Annotated in this window: 25 protein-coding genes; 17 read left to right on the forward strand and 8 right to left on the reverse strand. The window is 65.4% G+C overall.

The features are described from left to right. Window positions 1-184: 184 nt before the first annotated feature. Both ACEQZD_RS00005 and ACEQZD_RS00010 read right to left on the reverse strand, forming a co-directional pair. A complete protein-coding gene (locus tag ACEQZD_RS00005; protein WP_370183229.1) occupies window positions 185-1,549 on the reverse strand; it encodes a histidine kinase sensor domain-containing protein in 1,365 nt (454 codons plus the stop codon). Continuing rightward, complete coding sequence (locus ACEQZD_RS00010; RefSeq protein WP_335628781.1) at window positions 1,546-2,295, reverse strand: response regulator transcription factor; 750 nt, start codon at window positions 2,293-2,295, stop codon at window positions 1,546-1,548. Before ACEQZD_RS00010 ends, ACEQZD_RS00005 begins: the two co-directional genes overlap by 4 nt. Before the next feature lie 125 nt (window positions 2,296-2,420). Here ACEQZD_RS00010 and ACEQZD_RS00015 point away from each other — a divergent pair, with 125 nt between their 5' ends. The 4 genes from ACEQZD_RS00015 to ACEQZD_RS00030 all read left to right on the forward strand — a co-directional run bounded on the left by ACEQZD_RS00015 (window position 2,421) and on the right by ACEQZD_RS00030 (window position 6,216). Continuing rightward, complete coding sequence (locus tag ACEQZD_RS00015; RefSeq protein WP_335628782.1) at window positions 2,421-3,026, forward strand: PepSY-associated TM helix domain-containing protein; 606 nt, start codon at window positions 2,421-2,423, stop codon at window positions 3,024-3,026. 12 nt (window positions 3,027-3,038) lie between these two features. Beyond that, window positions 3,039-3,539 carry a DUF2271 domain-containing protein gene (locus tag ACEQZD_RS00020; protein ID WP_142949488.1) on the forward strand — a complete coding sequence of 167 codons (501 nt, stop codon included), beginning with the start codon at window positions 3,039-3,041 and terminating at the stop codon, window positions 3,537-3,539. Window positions 3,540-3,577: 38 nt separating this feature from the next. Beyond that, the gene (locus ACEQZD_RS00025; protein ID WP_370183232.1) at window positions 3,578-4,381 is read left to right on the forward strand and encodes a DUF4198 domain-containing protein; all 804 of its coding nucleotides are present in this window, start codon (window positions 3,578-3,580) and stop codon (window positions 4,379-4,381) included. Between the two features lie 194 nt (window positions 4,382-4,575). Continuing rightward, the gene (locus ACEQZD_RS00030; protein ID WP_370183234.1) at window positions 4,576-6,216 is read left to right on the forward strand and encodes a DEAD/DEAH box helicase; all 1,641 of its coding nucleotides are present in this window, start codon (window positions 4,576-4,578) and stop codon (window positions 6,214-6,216) included. Window position 6,217: 1 nt separating this feature from the next. Here the strand turns inward: ACEQZD_RS00030 and ACEQZD_RS00035 are convergent, their stop codons facing one another. Both ACEQZD_RS00035 and ACEQZD_RS00040 read right to left on the reverse strand, forming a co-directional pair. Beyond that, a complete protein-coding gene (locus ACEQZD_RS00035; protein WP_067610381.1) occupies window positions 6,218-6,427 on the reverse strand; it encodes a dodecin in 210 nt (69 codons plus the stop codon). 111 nt (window positions 6,428-6,538) lie between these two features. Then, window positions 6,539-7,264 carry a nitroreductase gene (locus tag ACEQZD_RS00040; protein ID WP_142949491.1) on the reverse strand — a complete coding sequence of 242 codons (726 nt, stop codon included), beginning with the start codon at window positions 7,262-7,264 and terminating at the stop codon, window positions 6,539-6,541. A gap of 92 nt (window positions 7,265-7,356) precedes the next feature. Here ACEQZD_RS00040 and ACEQZD_RS00045 point away from each other — a divergent pair, with 92 nt between their 5' ends. The 7 genes from ACEQZD_RS00045 to ACEQZD_RS00075 all read left to right on the forward strand — a co-directional run bounded on the left by ACEQZD_RS00045 (window position 7,357) and on the right by ACEQZD_RS00075 (window position 15,130). After that, window positions 7,357-7,839, forward strand: coding sequence for a DUF1643 domain-containing protein (locus tag ACEQZD_RS00045; protein WP_370183237.1), 483 nt, complete (start codon window positions 7,357-7,359; stop codon window positions 7,837-7,839). Window positions 7,840-7,967: 128 nt separating this feature from the next. Then, a complete protein-coding gene (locus tag ACEQZD_RS00050; protein WP_228548007.1) occupies window positions 7,968-8,390 on the forward strand; it encodes a DUF3429 domain-containing protein in 423 nt (140 codons plus the stop codon). 43 nt (window positions 8,391-8,433) lie between these two features. Further along, complete coding sequence (locus ACEQZD_RS00055) at window positions 8,434-10,782, forward strand: fatty acid cis/trans isomerase (RefSeq protein WP_370183238.1); 2,349 nt, start codon at window positions 8,434-8,436, stop codon at window positions 10,780-10,782. Between the two features lie 220 nt (window positions 10,783-11,002). Next, window positions 11,003-11,995 carry a GlxA family transcriptional regulator gene (locus ACEQZD_RS00060; protein WP_142949494.1) on the forward strand — a complete coding sequence of 331 codons (993 nt, stop codon included), beginning with the start codon at window positions 11,003-11,005 and terminating at the stop codon, window positions 11,993-11,995. A 47-nt stretch (window positions 11,996-12,042) separates the two neighbouring features. Continuing rightward, complete coding sequence (locus ACEQZD_RS00065; RefSeq protein WP_370183240.1) at window positions 12,043-13,422, forward strand: alanine/glycine:cation symporter family protein; 1,380 nt, start codon at window positions 12,043-12,045, stop codon at window positions 13,420-13,422. Window positions 13,423-13,476: 54 nt separating this feature from the next. Then, on the forward strand, window positions 13,477-14,169 hold the full coding sequence (locus ACEQZD_RS00070; RefSeq protein WP_370183243.1) for a response regulator transcription factor: 693 nt from the start codon (window positions 13,477-13,479) through the stop codon (window positions 14,167-14,169). A gap of 79 nt (window positions 14,170-14,248) precedes the next feature. After that, window positions 14,249-15,130 carry a GAF domain-containing protein gene (locus ACEQZD_RS00075; protein ID WP_370183245.1) on the forward strand — a complete coding sequence of 294 codons (882 nt, stop codon included), beginning with the start codon at window positions 14,249-14,251 and terminating at the stop codon, window positions 15,128-15,130. A 3-nt stretch (window positions 15,131-15,133) separates the two neighbouring features. Here ACEQZD_RS00075 and ACEQZD_RS00080 read toward each other — a convergent pair whose 3' ends face one another. From ACEQZD_RS00080 to ACEQZD_RS00095, 4 genes are read right to left on the reverse strand one after another with little or no spacing between them, the layout of a single operon-like run. After that, entirely contained in the window at window positions 15,134-16,396 is a 1,263-nt protein-coding gene (locus ACEQZD_RS00080; RefSeq protein ID WP_194855832.1) for a HAMP domain-containing sensor histidine kinase, read from the reverse strand. A gap of 7 nt (window positions 16,397-16,403) precedes the next feature. Next, on the reverse strand, window positions 16,404-17,417 hold the full coding sequence (locus ACEQZD_RS00085) for a cyclopropane-fatty-acyl-phospholipid synthase family protein (RefSeq protein ID WP_370183247.1): 1,014 nt from the start codon (window positions 17,415-17,417) through the stop codon (window positions 16,404-16,406). Further along, on the reverse strand, window positions 17,414-18,187 hold the full coding sequence (locus tag ACEQZD_RS00090) for a DUF1295 domain-containing protein (RefSeq protein WP_370183249.1): 774 nt from the start codon (window positions 18,185-18,187) through the stop codon (window positions 17,414-17,416). Before ACEQZD_RS00090 ends, ACEQZD_RS00085 begins: the two co-directional genes overlap by 4 nt. Beyond that, on the reverse strand, window positions 18,180-18,719 hold the full coding sequence (locus ACEQZD_RS00095; protein ID WP_194855829.1) for a DUF2878 domain-containing protein: 540 nt from the start codon (window positions 18,717-18,719) through the stop codon (window positions 18,180-18,182). The genes ACEQZD_RS00090 and ACEQZD_RS00095 overlap by 8 nt, the downstream gene beginning before the upstream one ends. Before the next feature lie 83 nt (window positions 18,720-18,802). Here ACEQZD_RS00095 and ACEQZD_RS00100 point away from each other — a divergent pair, with 83 nt between their 5' ends. The 6 genes from ACEQZD_RS00100 to ACEQZD_RS00125 all read left to right on the forward strand — a co-directional run bounded on the left by ACEQZD_RS00100 (window position 18,803) and on the right by ACEQZD_RS00125 (window position 24,822). Then, window positions 18,803-19,366, forward strand: coding sequence for a nuclear transport factor 2 family protein (locus ACEQZD_RS00100; RefSeq protein WP_370183250.1), 564 nt, complete (start codon window positions 18,803-18,805; stop codon window positions 19,364-19,366). After that, a complete protein-coding gene (locus ACEQZD_RS00105) occupies window positions 19,345-19,875 on the forward strand; it encodes a chalcone isomerase family protein (protein WP_370183252.1) in 531 nt (176 codons plus the stop codon). Before ACEQZD_RS00100 ends, ACEQZD_RS00105 begins: the two co-directional genes overlap by 22 nt. Window positions 19,876-19,948: 73 nt before the next feature. Beyond that, window positions 19,949-20,716, forward strand: coding sequence for a GGDEF domain-containing protein (locus ACEQZD_RS00110; protein WP_194855826.1), 768 nt, complete (start codon window positions 19,949-19,951; stop codon window positions 20,714-20,716). 187 nt (window positions 20,717-20,903) lie between these two features. Beyond that, window positions 20,904-22,088, forward strand: coding sequence for an OmpA family protein (locus ACEQZD_RS00115; protein WP_370183255.1), 1,185 nt, complete (start codon window positions 20,904-20,906; stop codon window positions 22,086-22,088). A 192-nt stretch (window positions 22,089-22,280) separates the two neighbouring features. Next, the gene (locus ACEQZD_RS00120) at window positions 22,281-23,588 is read left to right on the forward strand and encodes an acyl-CoA dehydrogenase family protein (protein WP_370183257.1); all 1,308 of its coding nucleotides are present in this window, start codon (window positions 22,281-22,283) and stop codon (window positions 23,586-23,588) included. Window positions 23,589-23,619: 31 nt separating this feature from the next. Further along, window positions 23,620-24,822: an acyl-CoA dehydrogenase family protein gene (locus tag ACEQZD_RS00125; protein ID WP_370183258.1), complete on the forward strand. Its 1,203-nt coding sequence runs from the start codon at window positions 23,620-23,622 to the stop codon at window positions 24,820-24,822. The last annotated feature ends 72 nt before the right edge of the window (window positions 24,823-24,894 follow it).

The following is a 24,894-nucleotide window of genomic DNA, read 5'->3' on the forward strand; positions in this document are numbered from 1 at the left end:
GCGGTGACCGTCACCTGCCCCAGTTCGTGGCCGTCACCGCTTTCCGCCAACACGGGCCCGGCGGCCAGTAGCGCGGCCGCACCCCATAACGCAAATCGCATCCCGGTACTCCTTTTTGTCCGATCCAATTAACAGAGTCCGAAATGATAGTAATTCTTATTTGCAAATAAAGAGGATTTACAAACTATACGTTCGCGGCGGGAACTTCCGGGGCGGCGGGCAGGCACAGGTGCACGCGCAGGCCGGGGCGGCCGTTCTCCGCCCAGATCCGGCCGCCCTGGCGGGCCACCGCGCGGCGGGCGATGCTGAGCCCCAGGCCGAAGCCGCTACCGGCGGAGCGGGCCTGATCCAGGCGCACGAAGGGTTCGAAGATGCTGTCCAGCCGGTCCTCGGGGACGCCGGGGCCCCGGTCGCTGATCCACAGATGCCAGCAGTCGCCTTCGCGACGGCCGTCCAGGCACACCGGACCCTCCGGCGGCGAATGGCGCACCGCGTTGCGCACCAGGTTCTCCAGCGCCTGGGCCAGATCGTTGAGGTTGCCGGCGACGCGGGCGTCGGCGGGCAGCCGGCACGGAAAGCAGCGGGCCGGCCAGCCGCTTTCGAAGGCGGCGTTGTCGACCACCAGGTCCCATACCGCCAGCGGCGACAGCGGTTCGGTGGCGGTGCCGCGCTGCTCGGTGTCGTGCCAGGCCAGCGACAGCGTGTCCGAGACCAGCTCGCGCATGGCGGTCACTTCCCGGGCCACGCGGCGGCGCAGGTCCTGCTCCGAGAGGTCCCCTTCCAGGGCGACACTGAGGCGGCTCAGGGGCGTGCGCAGTTCGTGGGACATGTCGTGCAGCAGCTGACGCTGGCTGCCGAGCACCTGGGCCACCCGTTCGGCCATGCGGTCGAAGCGCCGACCCAGGTCGCCGAACTCGTCCCGGCGCGCCGCCAGCCCCGGGCCCACCCGCGCTTCCGGGTCGTCCTGGAAGCGCCGCACCCGGGCCTGCAGCAGCCGCAGGGGCACCATGGTGCGCCAGTACAGCAGGCCGCCGGCGAGCATCGCCAGCAGCGCCGGCAGCACCACCACCAGCAGGGTCTGCCACAGCGGCCAGTTGCGCCCGGGCATAAAGCGCGGCGGCAACTGCATCACCAGCCGCCCCGCCTCCGGGTTGTCGGGAAACGGCACGCCGATGTAGGGCATGGAGGTGGACCGGAAGCTCATGCGCCAGTCCAGCTCGCGCTGGAAGCGCAGGCCGGCGCGCTGGCTCTCGGTGAGCGGCCGGCCACTGAGCGAATGATCGCTGGCGTCCACCACCATGGCGTCGCCGGGCTCACGGCGGCGCAGCTGCTGCAGCCAGGCCGACACCCCCTCGGCGCCGCCCCGGTGCCAGGCGTCCTCCGCCTGGGCGGCGTACTCGCGCATCACCACCTTGGCCGGCTCGTCCAGCAGCACCACCTGCTCGCCCACGGTGCGCAACAGCCAGCCGCTCAGCACCACGGTGAACACCGCGCTCAGGCAGAGCAGCAGCGCCAGCTTCCAGAACAGGGAATGACGGCCGGGAATCATGGGCCCGGCGTGGAGGGCTCGGCGCCGGCCGCCTCGGTGGCCAGCGTATAGCCCTGCCCCCAGACGGTACGCAGCGGCTGGCCGGGCACGCCGGCGGCGCGCAGCTTGCGGCGCAGATGGCTGACATGCAGATCCAGGCTGCGGTCATGGCGCCCGTAGCCGCGGTGCAGCACGGTCTGGTAGAGGAAGGCTTTGCTCAACACCTGGTCGCTCTGCTCCAGGAACACCCGCAGCAGACGGAACTCGGTGACGGTGAGGTCCAGGGCCCGGTCCCGGTAGCGGGCGGTTTCGGTGTCCAGATCCAGGGCCAGCCCGTCCAGCCGCAGAGGGCCCTGGCGGGGCCGCTGGCCGGCGCCGCGCTCCAACGCCACCCGGCGCAGCACGGCGGCCACCCGCACCGCCAGCTCGGCCATGCTGAACGGCTTGGGCAGGTAGTCGTCGGCGCCGCGCACCAGGCCGGTGATGCGGTCCTGTTCGTCGCCCAGCGCGGACAGCAGGATCACCGGCACCGGGCTGGTTTCGCGCAAACGGGCCAGCAACGCCAGACCGTCCAGCCCGGGCAGCAGGATGTCCAGCAGCACCAGATCGAAATCGCCGTCGCGGGCCAGGGTCAGGCCCTCGCCGCCGTCGCGGCACAGCGTGACCCGGTGATTGCGGTCGCGGAAGTAGTCCCCCAGGTCGGCGCTCAATACGGGATCGTCCTCGATCACCAGCAGGCGCGACGGGCAGGTCGTTATGGCATTCATTCGCAAATAGTAAATATTATCATTCCATCAATCCACAACCTTACACTCTTTACGCGCCGCTCCATTGTGGATGGGAATCATTCCCAATAACATCCATCGCCTGATTCGCAGGCATGGCGGAGCGCGTGAACAAAAAAACCAAAGCCCGGTGGCTCAAGCAACTTCACCAGTGGCACTGGATCAGCTCCGCCCTGTGCCTGATCAGCATGGTGCTGTTCAGTGTCACCGGGATCACCCTCAACCACGCCGCGGACATCGATGCGCAACCGGTGATCAGCGAACGCCAAGCGGTGCTGCCGCCGCCGTTGCTGGAGACCCTGGCGCAAACCGAACGCGGCCCCCTGCCGGAAACGGTACGCCGGTGGCTGGCGCGGGAGGCGGAGATCCAGGTGGACCGGCGCGACGCGCAGTGGTCCGCCGACGAGGTGTATCTGGCCCAGCCGCGCCCCGGCGGTGACGCCTGGCTGGCCATCGACCTGGGTAACGGCGAGCTGATCCACGAAGACACCGACCGGGGCTGGGTGGCGTTTTTCAACGACCTGCACAAAGGCCGCCACAGCGGCGCCGTGTGGTTCTGGTTCATCGACCTGTTCGCCGTGGCGACGCTGCTGTTCGCCCTGACCGGCCTGGCGCTGATGGCGCTGCACGCCAAACGCCGGCCGGCCACCTGGCCGGTCACCGCGCTGGGGCTGATCGTGCCCTGGCTGTTGATCGCCCTGTTCGTGCACTGACTGGAGAACGAAATGCGTCCCTGGCTCTCTCTTTTCGCCGCCCTGTTCGCCGGCGTCGCCGCCGCCAACGCGGCCGCCGCCGAGCTGCGCCTGGAGGTGGAAATCCCGCGCATGGCGGTGGCGGAATACCACGCCCCCTACCTGGCGTTCTGGCTGAAACACGCCGACAGCGGCGAGATCGTGCCGCTGGGGTTGTGGTACGACGACCAGGAAAAATGGCTCAAGGACCTGCGCCTGTGGTGGCGCCGCACCGGGCGCGGGCAAAGCCGGCCCTACGACGGCCTCACCGGCGCCACCCGGCGTCCCGGCACCCATTCCGTGGATTTTTCCGAGCTGCCGGCTCTCAGCGATCTGCCCGAAGGTGACTACCAACTGGTGGTGGAAGCGGCCCGCGAAGTGGGCGGCCGGGAAGTGGTGCGCCTGCCGTTCCAGTGGCCGGCCACCGGCAACAAAACCGTGCGCGCCGACGGCGAGCAGGAGCTGGGCCGGGTGCAACTGCGCCTCGCGCCCTGACCGACTATTTCTCACCAGGTTCTTTGCAAGGAGTTTCCATGAAAATCACCCCTTTCGCCGGCACCGCCCTGGCCGCGCTGCTGACCCTGAGCCCGGCGGCCCAGGCCCATAAACTCTGGCTGCTGCCCAGCCACACCGTGGTCTCGGAAGCGCAATGGATCACCGTGGACGCCAGCGTCTCCAACGACATTTTCGACGTCGACCGGCCGTTCCCGCTGCAAGGACTGACCGTCACCGGCCCGGACGGCAAGGAGGCGCCGGTGGATCACCGTTTCGAGGGCCACCGGCGCAGCAGCTTCGACGCCGAGCTCAGCGAGGAAGGCAGCTACCGCATCACCCTCTTCCGGCCCATGTACATGGCCTTTTATCAGCTCGACGGCGAACGCCACCGCTGGCGCGGCGACAGCGCCGAAGCGCTGCTGCGGGAGATTCCCGAAGGCGCGGAAGAGATGCGTCTCTCCGAAGTCATGAACCGGCTGGAAACCTTCGCCACCGTGGGCGCGCCCTCCGACTTCAAACCGGTCGGCAAGGGCCTGGAACTGCAGCCGGTGACCCACCCCAACGACCTCTACGCCGGCGAAACCGCCCTGTTCCGCTTCCTGGTCGACGGCGAACCGGCCGCCGGCGTGGAAGTGGAAGTGGTGCCCGGCGGCAGCCGCTACCGCGACAACCACGGCGCCCTCACCGCCACCAGCGACGACAACGGCGAGATCAAGCTGCAATGGCCCCAGGCCGGGCGCTACCACCTGGAAGCCGCCTACAGCGACGACCGCGCCGCGCACCCGAAAGCCGATGGCCGCCGTCTGCAGTACATGGGGACCTTTGAGGTGCTGCCGCTTTAAGGTCTCTGGGATCCTGCCGGGCGGCTTTGCCGCCCTTTCGCGGACGGGGCCCGCTCGCACAAGCCGATAAAAAGCGTGCAAAAACGCCACGCATCCCGTATAGTCCGCACCCCTTCATACAGGGCAGCGCCCGGCACAGCTCCTAATAGTTAGCAGCTTCAGGGCCACAAGCCCGCTCACTAATAGGTCTGTACATGTCGCAAAGTCCCTCAGGGTTTTCCACCCTGGGCCTGCCCGAGTCGTTGCTCGGCGCCATCGCCCAACTCGGTTTCACCACTCCGTCACCGATTCAGGAACAAAGCATTCCCGCGCTGCTGGAAGGCCGTGACCTGCTCGGTCAGGCACAAACCGGCACCGGTAAAACCGCCGCCTTCGGCCTGCCCCTGCTGGCACGCCTGGACCCGGCACTGAAAGCACCGCAAATGCTGGTGCTGGCCCCCACCCGCGAGCTCGCCATTCAGGTGGCCGCCGCCCTGGAAACCTTCGCCACCGGCCTGAAAGGCCTGAACGTGGTGCCGATTTACGGTGGCGGCGGTTACCGCGATCAACTGAAAGCGCTGAAAAACGGCGCCCAGGTGATTGTCGGCACCCCCGGCCGGGTGATGGATCACATGGAGCGCGGCAGCCTGCGCATGGACGAACTGCGCTGTCTGGTGCTCGACGAAGCCGACGAAATGCTGCGCATGGGGTTCATCGACGACGTGCGCTGGGTGCTGGAACGCACCCCGGACGCCTGCCAGCTGGCGCTGTTCTCCGCCACCATGCCGGCGGCGATCAAAACCATCGCCAAGAAGCACCTGAAGAACCCGGAATGGATCCGCGTGGAAGGCTCGTCCTCCAGCACCGGCGCCAACATCCGCCAGCGTTACTGGCCGGTGGCCGGCATCAACAAGCTGGACGCCCTGTGCCGTATTCTGGAAGCGGAAGAGCACGACGGTGTGATCGTCTTTACCCGCACCAAGCACGCCACCCTGAGCCTGGCCGACCAGCTGCAGGCGCGCGGTTTCCGCGTGGAAGCGCTGAACGGTGATATTCCCCAGGCACAACGGGAGACCACCGTGGCCCGGCTGCGCGATAAGCGCATCGACCTGCTGGTGGCCACCGACGTGGTCGCCCGGGGCCTGGATGTGCCGCGTATTACCCACGTGTTCAACTACGACATGCCCACCGATACCGAAGCCTATGTGCACCGTATCGGCCGCACCGGCCGTGCCGGCCGCCCCGGCGAAGCGATTCTGTTCGTGGCCCGCCGCGAGCAGGGCATGCTGCGCGGTATCGAGCGCGCCACCGGCCAGCGCCTGGACGCCATGTCCCTGCCGTCCGTGGACGACCTCAACAAGCAGCGCCTGAGCAGCTTCCGCGAGCGTCTCGCCAAGGGTCTGGAGCATCCGGAAATCGATGCCAACCGTGCCCTGGTGGCGGAACTGACCGCGGACCTGTCGATGAGCGAAGCGGACCTGGCGGCGGTGCTGGCCAGCCTGCTGTTCCAGAAGGAGCCTCTGTTCCTGAAGGCGGCGCCGGAAGGCAAGCCGTTCCAGGACGGCGGCAAGGCGCCGCGCAAAGCCGATCGCACCAAGGGGCCCAAGGCCGCTCGCGACACCGGTCCGATGAAGATTTATCGGGTGGAAGTGGGCGAGACCCACGGCGTGCGCCCGGGCAATCTGGTGGGCGCGATCGCCAATGAAGGCGGGTTATCCAGCGCGCAAATCGGCGCCATCCGTATTCACAGTGACCACAGCACGGTACAGCTGCCAGAGGGTCTCAGCACCCGCCAGCTGCACCAGCTGCGTACCGCCCGCGTTTGTCAGCGGGCGCTCGGGCTCGAAGCGGTCTGAATTAAGTATCCACCCGGAAGCCCACTTTCACGACCACCTGAAAGTGGGCGACCTGGCCGTTTTCCACATGGCCACGGGTCTCCTGCACTTCAAACCACTCCACATTGTTCACGCTCTTCCCCGCCGCGGCGATGGCGTTGCGTACCGCGTCCTCGATGCTGTCCTTGGAAGAACCTACCAGCTCGAGTTTTTTATAAACGTGCTCGCTCATCTGTTTCTCCTTTCTCATCCGTGTAACCAATGCCTGATCTCCAGAGTGCCTGTTTTCAAGGCGAAACGTGGGTGAAATAAGTAAAAAGTTTGGAAAACCGTTTCGCCTCCCTCAGCGTTCGCGGCGCGGAATCATCAGCTCGGACACCGGCAGTTTTTCCGGTCGGAAGCGGTTCACCGGCTGGTCGGCGGCGAAGCCCAAAGACACACCGCACAGCAACTGGTAGTGACGGGGAATCCGGAATCGCTTCTCCAACGGGGAGCGCCACAGGCCCAGGGCGCCCTGGGCACAACTGGCGAGCCCTTCGTCGGTGGCGGCCAGCATCAGCGTTTGCAGAAAAATGCCGGCGTCGAGCACGCTGTATACCCCCAACCCCTTATGCACGAACAGGAACAGCGCGGTGGGCGCGCCGAAAAAGCGGAAATTAGCGGCCATCTGCTGATGCCGCGCCTGTTTGTCGTCACGGCCGATGCCGAGATGCCGGTACAGGCCCTTGCCGGTGGCCACGCGGCGCGGCTGCAGGTCGTCCGGGTATTTGATCACCGGCCGGAAATCGCCGTCCGGCAGCGCCGGCGACCGGCGCACGGCCGCCAGCGCCTTCTTCCAGGCCGGCGCCCGCTGCAGCGGCGCCAGCCGCTCAAAGCGCTCGCTCAGTTCGTCGCCGAGGGCGGCCAGATCGGCGCCCTGGGCCAGGGCGATCTGATAGGGCTGGGTGTTGGACCAGCTCGGTGCGGCGGCGGCGCGCTCCAGCACGCGCTGCAGGCGGTCTTCAGGGATCGGCTCGCGGGTGAACGCCCGGGCGCTGTGGCGGGCGTTGAGCACATCAATGAATTCCATGGGCACGGCTTCCTGAGCGGTGGTAGGTCGAGAGGTGGCGCCAGTCTGGCAAATCATTAAACTGCCCCGCCATGACCACCTGGAAGGCGGATATGGAAAGAAGTGCCAATTTCTCACGCTGCCGTCGCTACCGCTACGCGCTGTGGCGGCGCTGGGCGCCCGGCGACGACTACGGCCTGCTGGTGGGCCTGAACCCCTCCACCGCCGACCACCGCCGCGATGACCCCACCATCCGCCGCTGCATCGGCTTTGCCCGTGACTGGGGCTATTCCGGCCTGTGCGTGGCCAACCTTTTCGCGTTCCGCGCCACCTACCCGCGCGATCTGTTCGCCGCCGACGACCCGGTGGGGCCGCGCAATGATGCCTGGCTGCGCCGCCTCAGCCGCGACGCCGCCCTGGTGGTGGCCGGCTGGGGCAACCATGGCCGCACCGGCGACCGCGCCGAGTACGTGCGCCGCCAGCTGCCCGCGCTGCACTGCCTGCGCCTGAACGGCTCCGGCGAGCCCGCCCATCCGCTTTATCTGCCGAAAACGTTAACCCCGTTTCCCATGCCCGCTTTCACCGATGAGCCTTGAGGCGTAGCCTGAACCCGGCCCTGAAAAGATTGGCAGCCCCTTCACCCCGACGGCTTTAACCTCAACGCCGTGGATCACCAAGGGGGAACATACCGGTGTCCGACCGTTTCCTGAGACGAAATAAAATGATGGCCCGCGGTCTTGGCATCGGCGGCCTTCTTCCTTTTTACGCGCTGGCGCTGCTGACCTGGCACGACGGCCTGCGTACCTGGGCGCTGGACTCGGTGACCGGCTACGCCGCCGTGATTCTGGCCTTCCTGGGCGCGGTGCACTGGGGCCGGGCGCTCGCCGACCTGGACCAGCGCAACCATATCGGCACGCTGCTGTTCGGCATCATGCCCGCCATGATCGGCTGGCTGGCGGTGATGCTGCCGGTGGAATTCGGCCTGCCGATGCTGATCGCCGGCCTGGTGTTCGTATGGGGCTCCGAGCAGATGGTGTTTTTCGAGGTGCTGCCCGACTGGTACCGGCACCTGCGCCACCTGCTTACCGCCGCCGCCGTGCTGGCCCTGGTGATCGCCTGGGCGGCCGCCATGATGTCCATGTTCTGAGCAGTCCGCTAAACTGCGCGGGCGATTTGAACCGGAGGGACCCATGGTCGAAACCACCCGTCTGCCCTTGCTCGGGGCCTTACTGCTGATTCTTCCCCTGCTTGCGGCCTGCGATGAAGCGCCGGCGGCGTCCGATACCCCGGCCCCCGTCGCGCCGGTGAGTTTCAACCAGCAAATCCGGCCGGTCATCGAGCAGAAGTGCATCGCCTGCCACGGCTGCTACGACGCGCCCTGCCAGCTGAAACTGGAAACCGCCGCCGGCCTCGACCGCGGCGCCTCGTCCATGTCGGTGTACGCCCAGCGCACCGAGGCGGCCGACCCCACCCGTCTTTTCGTCGACGCGCAAACCACCGCCGAGTGGCGCGAGCGCGGCTTCTTTTCGGTGATCGACAGCAAACGCGGGCTGGAGGAATCGCTGCTCTACCGGATGTTGGAACTGGGCCGGGCCCACCGTTTCGAGCCCGGTGAGCGCCTGCCGGAAGAGATCGCCCTGGGCCTCAAGCGGGACAACCAGTGCCCGGCGCCGGAAGAAATGGACGACTACGCCGAGGAGCACCCTCTGGGCGGCATGCCTCTGGGCACGCCGGCCCTCAGTGACGACGAATTCAACACCGTGCGCACCTGGCTGGCCCAGGGCGCCCCTCCCGGCGACGACCGGGTCACCCTGTCCGAACGGGAGCGCGAGCAGGTGCGCGGCTGGGAAACCTGGTTCAACCGGGACGGCAAGCGTCAGCAACTGGCCGCCCGCTGGCTCTACGAGCACCTGTTCCTGGCGCACCTCTATTTCGACCAGGGCGAGGACCGCGAACCGGACCATTTCTTCACCCTGGAACGTTCCCTGACACCGCCCGGCGAACCGGTGCGGCCGGTGGCCACCCGGCGCCCCAACGACGACCCGGGCGAGCGCTTCTGGTATCGCCTGCGTCCGGTCACCGGCACTATCGTTCACAAGACCCATATCACCTTCGCGCTCAGCGACGCCAAACGCCGGCGCATGGAAAGCCTGCTGTTCGACACGCCCTGGGACATCGACACCCTGCCCGGCTACAGCGAAGAGGAAAAGGCCAACCCCTTTACCACCTTCGCCGCCCTGCCCGCCCGGGCGCGCTACCAGATCATGCTCGACGACGCCGAGTATTTCGTGCGCACCTTCATCCGTGGGCCGGTGTGCCGCGGACAGATCGCCACCGACGTGATCCGTGATCGCTTCTGGGCGGTGTTCCAGGACCCGGACCACGACCTCTACATCACCGACCCCGATTATCGCGCCCGGGTCTCCGGCCTGATCGCCCTGCCCGGCCAGGAAGACAGCCTGCTCAAGCTGGGCCCGGAGTGGATCAAATACACCAAGCGCCGCAACGACTACCTGCGGGAACGGGCCGAGGCCTACCGCGCCGAACAACCGCAGGGCCCGGGCTGGAACGACATCTGGGACGGCGAGGGCAGCAACCCCAACGCGCTGCTCACCATCTTCCGCCACCACGACAACTCCTCGGTGCGCAAAGGGCTGATCGGCGACTACCCGCTGACCAGCTGGGTGATGGACTATCCCCTGTTCGAGCGCACCTACTACAGCCTGGTGGCCAACTTCGACGTGTTCGGTTCGGTGTCGCACAAGGCCCAGACGCGGCTCTACTTCGACCTGATCCGCAACGGCGCGGAGCAGAACACCCTGCGTTTCCTGCCCGCCGACACCCGCAAGCAGGTGCTCAAGAACTGGTACCAGAAAACCGGCCAGTTAAAGCTGCTGGTGAGCTACGAGGACGTGGACACCGAGGTGCCCACGGCGATCGACTACCACAGCGCCACCCCCATGAACGAATTCAACGCCGGCCTGCTCAGCCAGTTCGGCGCCCTCAACGTCCGCCCGGATCCGATCAACCGGTGCGGCGGCGACAATTGCAGCCGCGCCGACGCCACCGCCCTGGAACGGGACGTGGAGCAGGCGCTCAGCGCCATCGCCTCGCAGCCGGCGGCGCGCCTGCCGGTGGTCGACCATATGCCGGAGGCCAGCCTGCTGCTGGTGGACGGCGACGGGGAACAGGCGGTGTACTCGCTGCTGCGCAACCGCGCCCACTCCAACGTGGCCTTCATGTTCGGCGAGTCGCTGCGCTACCAGCCGGGGAAGGACACCCTGACCGTCTACCCCGGTGTGCTGCTGAGCTACCCCAACTTCATCTTCCGGGTCGCACACGATGATCTGAGCGCGTTCGCCGGGGCCATGCAGGCGGTGGAGAGCGAGAAGGATTTCACCGCCCTGGTGGAACGGTTCGGGGTGCGGCGCACGCAGACCGACTTCTGGACCCACTTCCACGCGCCGCTGCGCTACATGGAAGCCCATGAGCCCACCCAGGCCGGCATTCTCGACCTGAACCGCTACCTGAACCTGTAGAGCGGGCAAAAAAAAGCCCCGCGGGGAGCGGGGCTCGAAATTACCGTCATAGCGTGCCTGCCGAAGCAGGCTCCCGAGCCTGATGACGATATGCGACTCTGTAGAACCAGCGCGGCTCTGTGTCAGGATGGCGCTTATGATGGCAGCGACCGCCCCGGACTGGTATTGTCGCCCATGACTTATTCATGGTGATTTACGACAAAGCGGGGCCCTACCTACGATGTACCATGTCAGCGTGCTCGCCTACGACGGCGTTTTCGCGTCCGCCCTGACCGGGGTGATGGATCTGCTCAACCTCACCGGCGTGACCTGGAACCGCATCCACGGGCAGCCGCTCAACCGCCAGTTCAAGGTGCAGATGGTGTCCCGTGGCGGCGAGCCGGTGCGCTGCACCGCGGGCATGCGCATCGCCGTGGACACCGCCCTGGAGCGGGTCGACCAGTGCGACCTGGTGGTGGTGCCCACCATCGGCAACGAGATCACCCAGGTGCTGCATGCCGAACGCGACACCCTGGAGTGGCTGCGTTTTCTGCACGCCGGCGGCGCCGATCTGGCCAGCAACTGCACCGGGTCGTTCCTGCTCGCCGAGGCCGGTCTGCTGGACGGCCGCCGCGCCACCACCCATTGGGGCTACAGCCAGCTGTTCCGGGAACGCTACCCGCGGGTGAACCTGGACGAGCGCGAGCTGATCACCCGCGACGGTAATATTTTCTGCGCCGGCGGCGGCACCGCCTGGCGCGACCTGACCATTCTGCTGGTGGAGCGCTTCTGCGGCGCCGACATGGCCCGGGAGCTGGCCAAGGCGTTCGTGATCGACGTGCGCAACGACCCGCAGAGCGTGTACGCCGGCCTGCCGGCCAAGACCTACCACCGCGATGAGCAGGTGCAGAAGGTCCAGGCCTGGCTGCACGAGCACTACGCCCAGCCGGCCACCCTGGCGGAGCTGGCCGAGCGCGTGCACCTGAGCCCGCGCCAGTTGCAGCGCCGCTTCACCAGCGCCCTGGCCGAGCCGCCCCTGCAGTACCTGCAGCGCGTGCGGATCGAGGCGTCGCGCAAGATGCTGGAGCGCGGCGCCACCAACCTCAGCCATCTGGCGGAGCAGGTGGGCTACCAGGACGTGAGCAGCTTTTCGCGGCTGTTCAAGCGCCATACCGGCCTGTCGCCGAGCCATTACCGCCAGCGTTTCGCCCGCGTCGGCGCGCTCCGTGACTAACCCACCGCGACTGACGTAGCGCCGCGACCCTGCTAATCTGATTCTCCATGGATAACTTCTTCGAACGACTGGACGCCGCCCTGGGGGCCCTGGTGGGGTTTCTGTGGGGCCCGCCACTGGTCACCCTGCTGGTCGGCGGGGGCCTGTTCTTCCTGCTCTACTCCCGGTTGCTGCCGTACCGGCATTTGCCCGACGGCGTGCGGCTGTTGTTCCGCCCGGCGGACAGCAAGGACGAGGGCACGCTGTCGCATTTCCAGGCGCTCAGCACCGCCCTGTCCGGCACCCTGGGCATGGGCAATGTGGCCGGCGTGGCGGTGGCCATCTCGGTGGGCGGCCCCGGGGCGATCTTCTGGATGTGGGTGAGCGCGATTCTCGGCATCGCCACCAAGTTCTACACCTGCACCCTGGCGGTGATGTACCGGGGCCGGGACAGCGAGGGCCAGCTCCAGGGCGGCCCCATGTACATTATCCGCGAGGCGCTCGGCCCGCGCTGGCGGCCGCTGGCGTACTGTTTCGCGCTCGCCGGCCTGCTCGGCACCATGCCTATTTTTCAGGTCAACCAGCTCACCGAAATCATCCGCGAGGCGATCGCCGTGCCCGCCGGCTGGACCGGCGCCGACGACCACTTCCTGTTCGACCTGCTGTTCGGGCTGCTGCTGGCCGCCGTGGTGCTCGCGGTGGTGGCGGGCAAGCTGCCGCGCATCGGCCGGGTCACCGGTATTCTGGTGCCGGCCATGGTGGCCGGTTACATGCTGCTCACCGCGGTGGTGCTGGTGCTGCACGCGGACCAGGTGTGGCCGGCGCTCACCCTGATCGTGCGCGACGCCTTCACCGGCGAGGCCGCCGCCGGCGGCGTGCTGGGCGCGGTGATCATCACCGGCATCCGGCGGGCGGCGTTTTCCAACGAGGCCGGCATCGGCACCGAGGCCATGGCCCACGGCGCCGCCCGCACCCGCGAGCCGGTGCGCGAAGGCATGGTGGCGATGCTGGGCCCGATTATCGACACCCTGATCGTGTGCACCTGCACGGCCCTGGTGATTCTGATCAGCGGGGCGTGGAGCGACGGCGACACGAACGGCGTCTCCCTCACCGTGAACGCTTTCAATATCCTGTTCCTGGATTACAGCGGCGTGATCCTGGCGGTGCTGGTCGGAGTGCTGAGCCTGAGCACCGTGTTCACGTTCTGGTACTACGGCAGCAAATGCCTGGGCTTTCTTATCGGCGCCCGTCATCAGCACCACTATGTGTGGTTTTACCTGGTGTTGGTGGTGCTCGGCGCGGTGGGGTCACTGAGCGTCGTGATCAAGGTGATCGACAGCATGTACGCGCTGATGGCGCTGCCCACCATGGTCGCCTCCCTGCGCCTGGCGCCCCGGGTCAACCAGGCGGCGCGCGCCTACTTCGCGCGATCACGTGATGATGATTGACGGCTTCTTGACGCTTCGGGGCGGACTATGTCCGCAGGTACAGGAGGGAATGCCGTGAAAAATCTGTCCGTTTTACTGGTCGAAGACCACCGCCAACTGGCGCAGACCGTGGTCGAATTTCTGGAACAGGAAGGCGCGCTGGTGGACTACGCCAGCGACACCACCCTGGCCCGCACGCTGGTCCAGGAGCACCACTATGACATCCTGGTGCTGGACGTGATGCTGCCCGGGGAGGACGGCTACAGTTTCTGTCAGTATCTGCGCAAGGAACTGGCCCTGGACACCCCGGTGATCTTCATGACCGCCCGGGACCAGCTGGACGACAAGCTGGAAGGCTTTGCCCGCGGCGGTGACGATTACATCGTCAAACCCTTCGCGCTGCCCGAGCTGGTGGCCCGCGTGCAGGCGCTGGTGCGCCGCGAACGCCGCGAAGTGGCGCCCAACCTGCTGACGGTGGCGGATCTGCAGCTGGATCCGGCCCGTCAGGAAGTGCGCCGCGAAGGGCAGCTTCTCAAGCTGTCCCCCACCGCCTTCCGCATCTTGCGCATTCTGATGCGCGAATCCCCCAAGGTGGTCAGCCGCGAGCAGCTCGAGCATGAGCTCTGGGGTGATCTGGTACCCGACTCCGACGCCCTGCGCAGCCACCTCTATAATCTGCGCAAGGCGGTCGACAAGCCGTTCGAGCACGCGCTTTTGGAAACCCTGCCGGGCGTCGGGTTCAGCATCCGCCCGCCCCGCACCGCGTGATGTCAGTTCGCCCCCCTTGCGGACCTGGCATCGCGGGCACAGAATGGCGGCGCCATTCACGTGCTATGCGATAATAATTATGCATTGGGGGAAAACGCACTCTTTCACGGAATTCGTCGATACCCAGCTGCTTGATCTGCAGTCCCGGTTCGGCATGGCGATGTGGTTCCTGACCCGCCGCCGTGGAGAGGACTGGTTGTTACTCAACGTTTGCGGCGAGGGCTACGACCTCGACCAGGGGGATATGCTGGCCTGGCGCGACAGCATCTGTCACCGGCGGGTCAACGACCTGGGGCCGCTGGTGTGCCCGGACGTGAACCGGGAAGAAGCCTACCGCAACGCGCCCGTCACCGATCAACTGGCGATACGGGCCTATGTGGGCCTGCCGTTGCGCGACCACACCGGCGCGCTGTTCGGCACGCTGTGCGCGCTCAGCCCGGAACCCCGCGAGGACCTGGACCGGGACGACGTCCAGGCCGCCTTGAAGCGCCAGGCGCGCCTGCTGGAAACCGCCCTGGTTTGGAATCTGGCGGGGCTGGACCAGCAACGGGTCACGGAATTCTTCGAGGAAGAAAGCCGCGACCCGGAAACCGGTCTGCTGGACGACGCCGGCTGGCTGCGGATCCTGGACGGCGAGCGGCAACGCTGCCGGGCCTACGGCCTCGGCGCCATGGTGCTGAAAGTGCACGGTGTGCGACTGGACGACGAGCAGCGGCAGCTGGTGGCCGATTCCCTGGCGGCGCTGATTCGCCACCAGGATATGGCCGCCTATCTGGGCAGTGACCAGTTCGCCATTCTGCTGCCGGAAAACACACCCAGCTGCGCCGACCAGGTGCGCGACAGGCTGCTCGATGCGCTCAACGCCAAGGGGATTCTGATGTGGTGTGACGCGGAACCGCTGGCGCTCTCGGAGGGCCGGATGCAGCCCCCGCTCACCGCCGAAGGCGGGCCGGTGCATTAACCGCTAGCGGAACCGCACCCGCACCTCGGTGCCCTTGCCGGGCCGGCTGGCCACGTCCAGGTGCCAATCAAACCGCTCGCAGAGCCGCTGGACGATGGCCAAGCCCAGGCCGTGGCCGCCTTCCTTGCTGTTGCCCCGTTCGAACGGCTGTAGAAAGCGGGCCAGTTCCTCGCTGTCCATGCCGGCGCCGGTGTCCACCACGTGCACCGCGTCCTCGGCCACCACGATGGTGACCTGTCCGGAACCGCTGTAGTTGATGGCGTTGCGGACCAGGTTGGTGAACACGATATTGAGCACGGTTTCCGAGGCGGTCAGGGTCAGCAGCGCGGTCTGTTTCACCTGCAGGCGAATCTGCTTGCGCTCCGCCAGCGGCTGCAGGCGGTCGAGCAGGTTCACCGCCACGTCGTTGACCACCAGGTCCTCTTCCTGAATCGGCTGCTGTTCGGTGCGCGCCAGCAGCAGCAGGGTCTCCACCAGCGCTTCCATGTCGTCCACGGTGTCGGACATGCGGCTGATCACCGGCCGGTCGCCCACCTGCTTGGCGAGCAGCTCCAGGTTGGCGCGGAACACCGCCAGCGGCGTGCGCAGTTCGTGGCTGGCGTCGCGGGTGAATTGTCGCTCGCGCTCCACGAACCGCAGCAGGCGGTCGGCGTAGGCGTCCAGGGCGGCCATCAGGATGCTCGCCTCGCTGTTGGGCTCCGCCTCCACCTGGCTGAAGTCCGGGCGCGCTTCCACCGGGTCGTGCACATTGGCGTGGCGCAGCGTTTCCGACAGCTGCACCAGGGGGGAGACCAGGGCGCGGGATTTGCGCCAGCCCAGGAAGGACGTCAGGTAGATCACCAGCAACACGGCGGTCAGCGGCAGAATGCCGAACAGGAACGCCAGCACCGACACCCGCTTTTCATCGAAGATCAGATATAGACGGGCGTCGCCGCGCGTTTCGATGTAGACGATCGGATTCTGGTCGCCGATCTGCGCGCGTTGGTAGCCGTCCGGCCGCTCGGCGAGCATCTCCGGCACCGGGTCCCGGGTGTCCGGGTCCACCAGCAAACCGAGCAGATGGCGGGTATTGGGGCGGGGGAAATCGTCGTCCTCGTCGTAAAGGCTCCAGTAATGGTCCGCCTCTTTGATCAGGGCTTCCTTGACCAGCACCTGTTCGATGATCTGGGCCGTGGCCCAGACCCCGAACACGGTGGCGAAACTGATGAACAGAATCTGGATCAGGAAAACCCGGGTAAGGCGGTGCTGAACACCTTTACGCGTCATGCCAGTCTCATTCTTCTCGGCGGAACAGATAGTGGCCCACGAACCACTCTTCGCCATCACCATAATTGAACAGTTCAGCGCAGGCCATGAAAAACATCCGCCAGCGTTGCAGCCACAATTTACCCTGCCCGGCGCCGTAGCATTCTTCCAGTAGCGGGATCAGCGTTTGCCGTTTGCGGTCCGCCAGTGCCAGCCAGGCTTCCAGGGTTTTGCCGTAATGGGTGCCGTTCACCGCCCAGCGATCCTCCAGCGACAGCCGGTCCGCGCAGCGCGGCAGCCAGTCGTACGACGGCATCATGCCGCCGGTGAAAAAGTAGCGGCCCATCCAGTTGCTTTCGCCTTCGGTTTCGAACAGATAGGTCAGATTGCGATGGCAGAAAATATGCACGAACAGCTTGCCGCCGGGCTTGAGCCAGTCGTGCACGCGCCGCATCAGCTCACGGTGGTTGCGCATGTGCTCGAACATCTCCACCGACACCACCCGGTCGAAGGTCTGTTCCGGCTGGAACACGGTCACGTCGGCGGTGATCACGCGCACATTGTCGAGCCCGCGCTCGGCGGCGCGGGCCATGATCCATTCTTTCTGGGTGGCGGAGTTGCTCACCGCGGTGATGCGGCTGCCCGGGTAGCGGGCGCCCATCCACAGGGTCAACGACCCCCAGCCACAACCGAGCTCAAGAATGTCCTGGCCGTCGGCCAGATCGGCGCGCTCGCAGCTCAGGGCCAGCATCGCCGCCTCGGCGTCCGCCAGGGTTTCGCCGCCGGCCTGCCAGAGGCCGCTGGAATACTTCAGATGCGGGCCCAGCACCTGCTCATAAAAGCGCGAATCCACTTCGTAGTGCTGTTCGTTGGCCTCGTCCTGGGCCACCGCGATGGGGCCCTGGGAGAGCGTGCGCAGCAACGCCTCCGGGTCGGTCTCGTGCTGCTTCTCCTGGGCAAGACGTTTACCCAACAGATGGCGAATGCCGCCGCGTACCAGGAAATCCGGCACCAGGCCGGATTCCGCCAAACGAATGATCATGAAGCGGGTCTCCAGGGAATAAAGGGACTGGTGGTGCGCTGATACTCGCGGTAGTCGTCACCACGGGATTTAAGGGCCTGTTTCTCGGTATGCGGGATACCAGTGACGAACCACAGGAACAGGAACATGGCCACCGGCAACAGCCACAGCCAGCCGGCCAGGGCGGCACCCACGGCGATCAGCGGGTAGCTGAACCAGTGCAGCCATTCGAAGAAATAGTTGGGGTGCCGGGAATAGCGCCACAGACCTTCCCGGCAGGTCTTGCCCTTGCTGTCGGGGCGCGCCTTGAAGCGGGCCAGCTGCCGGTCCGCCATCGCCTCGCCGACGATCGACACCACACCGATGAGCACGCCCAGCATCACCAGCGGCGGCCGGAAGTCCGGCTGGCCGCCGATCACCCAGAACGGCAGGGAGAACGCCCAGGCCAGGCCGGCCTGCAGCCAGAACACCACCAGGAACACCGGCTGGGTGGCTTTGCCCAACCGTTGGCGCATGGCGGCGTAGCGGCCGTCCTCGCTGCCCTCGCCGGTGACGCGGCGGAAAATATGGCTGCCCAGCCGCACCGACCAGAGCAGCAACAGGGCGCCGGCCGCCAGGCGCGGCAACGGGTCGCCGCCGCCGGCCAGCAAGTAAGCCAGACCGGTGAGCCCGGTACTGAAGCTCCAGGCCACATCCACGTAGCCGGCATTACCGTTGGTCCACTGGACCGCCCAGGCCAGGGTGAACACCATCACCAGCAGAACCAGACTGAAAATCAGAATTTCAGGCATAACGACCTCGTTCCTCATCGAGACGGCGCGCCAGATAGGCCAGTGCCGGCACCACCATCGACCACACGGCGCCGTAGCTCAGGGCCAGCAGCCACCAGCCCTGCGGGGTGGTGGCGGCGCCGAAGTTGATTCCCACGGTTACCGAGAATACACCGCCGAAAGCACCGAACAGCGCCGCCAGCAACAACTTGGGGCGCAGCCAGGCCAGGCAATAGTTGAAGCTCACCGCGAAACCCAGCCATAGTGCCCAGATCCAGTCCGGGGCCACCCACTGTCGCGACCAGTCGGCGTATTCAAGCAGCGACGGCGCCAGCCATAACGGCTCGAACAGCACACAGGCCACGGCGCCGGCGGCGAGCAGCGCGAGGTCCGCGCGCCAGGCGCGGTTGAGCGCCCACACGCCGGCCTGCATCGCCACCAGTACCAGCCAGGCAGCCCATCCCCACCCGTGTGCGCCACCGTAAACGGCGACGAACCAGAGCAGTTGAAAACCCACGAAGTTGATCGCCAGGGCGGCGAATGATTTATTCATGCGGCGAGCTTGGGCCGCCCACCGTCAATGGTCCGTGAACCGGCTTCACGGTCGATTCACCGGTGCTGGCGGACATTGGCGTCATGAAATCGAATCCGCTACCGCTCATCGCCCTGTTACTGTTCGCCGTCACCGGCTGCGCCAGCCGCGCGGACGGCCCTTCCGGTTATGCCCACCTCTATGAACAGGCGGTGCGCGAACGGCCCGGCAGCACCCGGGTGTCGGATCAGGCCGTGGATCGCTTCGTGGCGCTGTACTCGCCGATCGACGCGGACCATATCGAGAACCACATCGAGGACGTCTACGCCGAGGACATCTACTTCAACGATACCTTGTCCACCGTCTACCGACGCGACCAGCTCAAGGCCCACTTACTGAAAACCGCCGAGCGGCTTGATTACATGAGCCTGGATATCCAGAACCGCTGGCAAGACGGTCAAGACTTCTTTCTGCTGTGGTTCATGGAGACCCGTTTCAGCATCCTCGGCAGCGAACGGGACGTTCGCACCATCGGTGTCTCCCATCTTCGTTTCGATGACCAGGGCAAAGTGATTTTTCACCAGGACTTCTGGGACAGCAGCCAGGGCCTGGACCAGCAACTTCCCATTCTAGGAGGATTCAGCCGATGGCTGCGCGAGCATCCCTGACACTGCCGCTTGCTTTGTTGGTTTCCATGGCGCTGGGAAGCGGCGCCCATGCCGCTGACTTCGAAGACATGTCGCGCTGCTCCAGCGCCGACGTCAAGGCGCTTAAAGTGTTCAACGTCGGCCAGGCGTCGCTGTTCCGCGCCGACTGCGGCGCCGCCGATCCGCTGGCGCCGCCCATGCGTCTGGCCTTCGGCTACAATCGGGAGGTGCCCGGCGACGCCTTCGCCAAGGCGGCGCGCAAGATGATTGAGCGCAACGTCGGCGAAGACACCTTCGAAGCGTTGAAAGAGCGCATCGACGCCTTTAACAGCCACTACCGGACCACCCGCGACGGCGACCGCTACACGCTGGACTACAATGAAGACCAGTCCATGGTGCTGCGCCTCAACGGCGAGAAGCTGGCCGAGGAACAGGGTGAGGATTTCGCCCAGGCCTACTTCTCGATCTGGTTCGGCGACGATCCGTACTCCGACAATCTCAAGGAAGAGCTGCTCTCCGTGGAGCAGTGACCCCGCGAGGCCTTGCACCCTCGCCCGCCAGACCGGATACTTCCCCCTTTAACCGCAGCCGTGGGGGGCGTTAATGGCCAGTGCACCGGAAGGTCGCTTCAGCCACTACACACCGGTTCTCAATTCCGACCGCTTTTTCGCCTTGCGCCTGACCGCCGTGTTCACCGTGATCAGCCTGGTGGCTTCCCTGTTGATCACCACCGTCGGCGTGCTGCTCACCGGCCAGCGGGACTGGCTGGCGGCGCTGTCGCTGGCGCTGCTGATTCCCCTGCTGCTGGTTCCGCCTTTGTGCTATCCGCTGCTGGCGAAACTGGCGGCGGTGACCCGCGACAACCGGAAGCTGCGTCAGCAGGCCCGCGAAGACCATCTCACCGGTTTGTTCAACCGTCCCCATCTTATGAGCATGCTTGAGCGGGAATTGTCGCTCAGCCAGCGCCACGATCATCCGGTATCGATTTTATTGGTGGACATCGTCGACTTCGTGGATATCGCCGATCGGTACGGACGTCACACCGGCGACCGGTTATTACGGATTTTTTCTGAACGCATTCGCGATAAAATCCGCGAGAGCGATTTGTTCGGCCGTATCGACGGCGCGCAGTTTTTACTGGTATTACCGCATACCGATTTCAACGACGCCTTGCACATGGCGGAAGGGTTGCGTTCGCTCACCGCCAGCATTCAGGTGCAGACCGACGAAGGCCTGGCGGGTTTTGAAATCCGCATTGGCGCGGCCAGTACCGAGAACAGCGGGCGCCGGCTGAACGCGCTTCTCAATGAGGCCGATTACGCTTTGTATCAAAGCCGTAACGAGCATCGTCACTCCGACCGCCCCGCTTAACACTTAATCATCACACCCCACTCACAATAAAAACCTAGTTTTTACAAAAATTATTCTTTTTCACACCTTTCTTGCCGCTCCTTTGTAAATTTGTTTATTAAACTCCTTACTGGCATTTACAGTTAAGTCTCAGGGAGCAAAACTGCGGATGCTGAATTTCTGCCTACTAAAAAACAAGGAAGGAGCTATGGACGCCAAACGCTTTCTCGCATCCAGTATTGCTTGCGCATCGTTAGCCGTTGCCACTACGGCCGTTGCCGAGGACACCATTCCGGATCGGTATTTCTACCTGGGTGGTCACATCGGCCAGAGCTGGCTGGATATCGGTGATCACTACGAAGGCGACGGCTACCTTGCCGACAACGCTTTCGAAAACGACACCGTCACCATGCCCGGCGCCCAGATCGGTTATCGCTTCAGCGAAAACTGGTCCGTACAGGCCTGGTACGATCGCAACAACATGTCCACCAGCGACGGTGAAGTGTACCTGCGGAACAATTTCGCCAGCCTGCGTCGTCACTTCAACGGCGACGGCCCGATCGAAAGCTATGTCGGTCTCGGCGCCGGTGAAACCCGCACCGAGTTCAACACCGAAAGCGACGATGATTTCAAGGAAACCACCGGTGGCATCGAGTTCGGTGTACAAACCGCTCTCGCCGACAACTTCCTGATCGACGTCGGCGCACGCCCCACATACAGCTTCCGCTCCGAGCGCTGGGACGGCCAGGTCTACGCCGCCCTGAACGTTCTGGTCGGCGCACAGTATGACGAAGAGCCGGAACCCGAGCCGGGTACCGAAACCGCCACCGACAGCGACAACGACGGTGTACCGGATTCCAACGACCGCTGCCCCGGCACTCCCGCGGGCGCCAGTGTTGACGCTCAGGGCTGTGAGCTGGATGACGACGGCGACGGCGTCGTGAACAGCAAGGACGAGTGCCCGGATACGCCGGCACGCGCCAAGGTTGACGACAAGGGCTGTCAGGAATACCTGACCAAGGACGTGCGCGAAACCCTGTATGTTGAGTTTGGTCTCGACAAAGCGGAAGTTCGTGAAACCTCCTACCCGGAACTGGAAGGTCTGAGCGATCAGATGTACCAGTATCCGTCCGCTGACCTGGTGCTTGAAGGCCACACCGACAGCACCGGTTCCGCTGCTTACAACAAGCAGCTTTCCGAGAAGCGTGCGGATGCGGTGAAGCGTGTCATGGTTGAAGAGTTCGGCATCGACGAGAGCCGGATCACCACCGAAGGTTACGGCGAAGCCAAGCCGATTGCTGATAACAGCACTCGCGACGGCCGCGCTCAGAACCGCCGCGTGGAAGCGATCATGAAAGCGACCACCGAAGAAGCGCAGTACGACAACGACTAAGTCGTCCAGCGTTCTCTTCAACCCAAAAAGGGCCGGCATCCGCCGGCCCTTTTTTGTTGGCGTTGAAAGTTGGCCGTAGAAACAGCCGGTGGCCGCGTCGCCGTGCGCGAAAGGCAAGGGAGTCAATGAGACTCAGCCGATCTGCCTGATAATCAACCTTCATTCGTTACCACTGAATAACGGGAAGGGATCATGGCGAAAGACGCAATCGGCTTTGCCCTGAGCGCGCTGAACCGGCTGGCCGGCTCATCGATGCTCGACCGCCTGGGTATGCGCCACACCGCGGAGCGGCTTGCCTACCGCCTCACCAAGGGCGGCTTCCAGGTGATCACCACCAGCGCCCGCGCGTTTAAATCCAACAATCCGTCCGACAAGCCGCAGCGTCTCGACGCGCCGGGGCACACCACCGGCCTGTTCGACCTGGGCATCACCGACGAGCAGCAGATGATCCGCGACAGCGTGCGGGCCTTCGCCGCCGAGGTGCTGCGCGAAAACGCGGAACAGTCGGACGCCGAGCAACGCACCAGCGACGACGTGCAAAGCCAGGCCCGGGAACTGGGCCTGAATTTCTTCGCCGTACCCGAAGCCTTGGGCGGCGCCGCCGCCGAACGCTCCACGGTGACCAGCATGCTGGTGGCCGAGGAGCTGGCGCGCGGCGACATGGGCCAGGCGGTGGCGGTGCTGGCGCCGATGGGCGTGGCCAACGCCCTGACCCGCTGGGGCTCCGCCGTGCAGCAGGATAAATACCTGTCCACCTTCGCCGGTGAGGACGCGCCCCTGGCCACCATCGCGGTGTGCGAGCCGCGTCCGCTGTTCGATCCCATGACGCTGCGCACCACCGCCACCCGCGACGGCGACGACTGGCTGCTCAGCGGCGAGAAATCCCTGGTGCCGCTGGCCGCCGAAGCGGAACTGTTCCTGGTCGCCGCCGAAACCGGCGACGGCCCGGCGGTGTTCATCGTCGAAGGCGGCAGTGACGGCCTCAGCGCCGGCGACGATCCGGCCATGGGCATCCGCGCCAGCGGTCAGCGGCCGCTGCTGCTGGACAAGGTGCGCGTGCCCGACGCCAACCGCCTCGGCGACGACGATTTCAATTATCGCGAGTTCGTCGATCTGGGCACCCTGGCCTGGTGCGCGCTGGCCATTGGCACCGCCCAGGCGGTGCTCGACTACGTGGTGCCCTACTGCAACGAACGCAAAGCGTTCGGCGAGCCGATCAGCCACCGCCAGGCGGTGGCGTTCATGGTCGCCGACATCGCCATCGAGCTGGACGCCATGCGCATGCTCACCTACCGCGCCGTGTGCCGCGCCGAGCAGGGCAAACCCTTCCAGCGCGAAACGCACCTGGCCCGCACCCTGGTCAAGGACAAGGCGATGCAGATCGGCACCGACGGCGTCCAGCTGCTGGGCGGCCACGGCTTTACCCACGAATACCCGGTGGAACGCTGGTATCGCGATCTGCGCGCGATCGGCGTGGTCTTCGGCGGCCTGCACCTGTAACGCCGCCCGCACCCATAACGGAAGAGACAGCATGAACATCGAGATTCCGAAGAAATTCAAACCGGTGATCAACAATGCCCGGCAGGTGGCCCTGAACACCTTCCGGCCCATCTCCCGCAAATACGACCGTGCCGAACACCAGCGCCCCAAGGAGCTGGACATGGTCGCCTCGGTGCTGGACGGCTTCAACGAAGGCGACCCGGCCAACTCCGCCGGCGCCAGCCAGACCGGCAAGGGCAAGGTGCAGGAAGACGGCGGCGTGAAGAACGGCGCCAACATGATGACCTGCCTGGGCGCCCTGGAATTCTGCTACGGCGATACCGGCTTTCTGCTCGCCATGCCGCGCCAGGGCCTGGGTAACGCGGCCATCGCCGCGGTCGCCACCGACGAGCAGCTGGAGCGCTTCAAGGGCAAATGGGCGGCCATGGCGATCACCGAACCCGGCGCCGGCTCCGACTCGGCGGCGATCCGCACCACCGCCAAGGAAGACGGCGACCACTATGTGCTCAACGGCGAGAAGATCTACGTCACCTCCGGCGAGCGCGCCGACTGCGTGGTGGTGTGGGCCAGCCTGGACCCCAAACTGGGCCGCGCGGCGATCAAGTCGTTCGTGGTGGAATGGGGCACGCCGGGCATGGAGCTGGCGCGTCTGGAGAAGAAGCTCGGCATTCGCGCCTCCGACACCGCCGCGATCACCTTCAACGATTGCCGGGTGCCCAAGGAGAACCTGCTCGGCAACCCTGAGGTGGACACCAAGGGCTTTGGCGGCGTGATGGAAACCTTCGACAACACCCGGCCGCTGGTGGCCTGCTTCGCCCTGGGCGTGGCCAAGGCGTCGCTGGAACGGACCCGGGAACTGCTCAGCGAAGCGATCGAGTACGACTACGGCAAGCCGGTGGACAACGCCAGCGCCGTCGAGGCGGAGCTGTACCGCATGGAAGCGGAATGGGAAGCGGCCTACTGGCTGGCCATGAAAGCGGCCTGGATGGCCGACAACAAGCAGTCCAACTCGGTGGAAGCGTCGATCTCCAAGGCCAAGGCCGGCCGCGTGGGCAACTACGTCACCCTCAAATGCGTGGAACTGGCCGGCTCCATCGGCTACACCGAGGACGAGCTGCTGGAGAAATGGGCGCGGGATTCCAAGATCCTCGACATCTTCGAAGGCACCCAGCAGATCCAGAAGCTGATCATCGCCCGCCGCGTCCTGGGCCTAAGCTCAAAAGAACTGAAGTGAAGACAGTTAACAATTAACAGTTAACAGTTAATAGTTAATAGCTAACTTCAAAACACGAAGGGGCGGGCAGAG

The sequence above is a fragment of the Alloalcanivorax sp. genome, from assembly GCF_964221125.1.
GTDB lineage: Bacteria > Pseudomonadota > Gammaproteobacteria > Pseudomonadales > Alcanivoracaceae > Alloalcanivorax > Alloalcanivorax venustensis.

Coding starts and splice junctions, on each gene's coding strand:
- ACEQZD_RS00005 (WP_370183229.1), bottom strand. CDS start 1,549: ATGATTCCCGGCCGTCATTCCCTGTTCTGGAAGCTGGCGCTGCTGCTC.
- ACEQZD_RS00010 (WP_335628781.1), bottom strand. CDS start 2,295: ATGAATGCCATAACGACCTGCCCGTCGCGCCTGCTGGTGATCGAGGAC.
- ACEQZD_RS00020 (WP_142949488.1), top strand. CDS start 3,039: ATGCGTCCCTGGCTCTCTCTTTTCGCCGCCCTGTTCGCCGGCGTCGCC.
- ACEQZD_RS00025 (WP_370183232.1), top strand. CDS start 3,578: ATGAAAATCACCCCTTTCGCCGGCACCGCCCTGGCCGCGCTGCTGACC.
- ACEQZD_RS00030 (WP_370183234.1), top strand. CDS start 4,576: ATGTCGCAAAGTCCCTCAGGGTTTTCCACCCTGGGCCTGCCCGAGTCG.
- ACEQZD_RS00035 (WP_067610381.1), bottom strand. CDS start 6,427: ATGAGCGAGCACGTTTATAAAAAACTCGAGCTGGTAGGTTCTTCCAAG.
- ACEQZD_RS00040 (WP_142949491.1), bottom strand. CDS start 7,264: ATGGAATTCATTGATGTGCTCAACGCCCGCCACAGCGCCCGGGCGTTC.
- ACEQZD_RS00045 (WP_370183237.1), top strand. CDS start 7,357: ATGGAAAGAAGTGCCAATTTCTCACGCTGCCGTCGCTACCGCTACGCG.
- ACEQZD_RS00050 (WP_228548007.1), top strand. CDS start 7,968: ATGGCCCGCGGTCTTGGCATCGGCGGCCTTCTTCCTTTTTACGCGCTG.
- ACEQZD_RS00055 (WP_370183238.1), top strand. CDS start 8,434: ATGGTCGAAACCACCCGTCTGCCCTTGCTCGGGGCCTTACTGCTGATT.
- ACEQZD_RS00060 (WP_142949494.1), top strand. CDS start 11,003: ATGTACCATGTCAGCGTGCTCGCCTACGACGGCGTTTTCGCGTCCGCC.
- ACEQZD_RS00065 (WP_370183240.1), top strand. CDS start 12,043: ATGGATAACTTCTTCGAACGACTGGACGCCGCCCTGGGGGCCCTGGTG.
- ACEQZD_RS00075 (WP_370183245.1), top strand. CDS start 14,249: ATGCATTGGGGGAAAACGCACTCTTTCACGGAATTCGTCGATACCCAG.
- ACEQZD_RS00080 (WP_194855832.1), bottom strand. CDS start 16,396: ATGACGCGTAAAGGTGTTCAGCACCGCCTTACCCGGGTTTTCCTGATC.
- ACEQZD_RS00085 (WP_370183247.1), bottom strand. CDS start 17,417: ATGATCATTCGTTTGGCGGAATCCGGCCTGGTGCCGGATTTCCTGGTA.
- ACEQZD_RS00090 (WP_370183249.1), bottom strand. CDS start 18,187: ATGCCTGAAATTCTGATTTTCAGTCTGGTTCTGCTGGTGATGGTGTTC.
- ACEQZD_RS00095 (WP_194855829.1), bottom strand. CDS start 18,719: ATGAATAAATCATTCGCCGCCCTGGCGATCAACTTCGTGGGTTTTCAA.
- ACEQZD_RS00100 (WP_370183250.1), top strand. CDS start 18,803: ATGAAATCGAATCCGCTACCGCTCATCGCCCTGTTACTGTTCGCCGTC.
- ACEQZD_RS00105 (WP_370183252.1), top strand. CDS start 19,345: ATGGCTGCGCGAGCATCCCTGACACTGCCGCTTGCTTTGTTGGTTTCC.
- ACEQZD_RS00110 (WP_194855826.1), top strand. CDS start 19,949: ATGGCCAGTGCACCGGAAGGTCGCTTCAGCCACTACACACCGGTTCTC.
- ACEQZD_RS00115 (WP_370183255.1), top strand. CDS start 20,904: ATGGACGCCAAACGCTTTCTCGCATCCAGTATTGCTTGCGCATCGTTA.
- ACEQZD_RS00120 (WP_370183257.1), top strand. CDS start 22,281: ATGGCGAAAGACGCAATCGGCTTTGCCCTGAGCGCGCTGAACCGGCTG.
- ACEQZD_RS00125 (WP_370183258.1), top strand. CDS start 23,620: ATGAACATCGAGATTCCGAAGAAATTCAAACCGGTGATCAACAATGCC.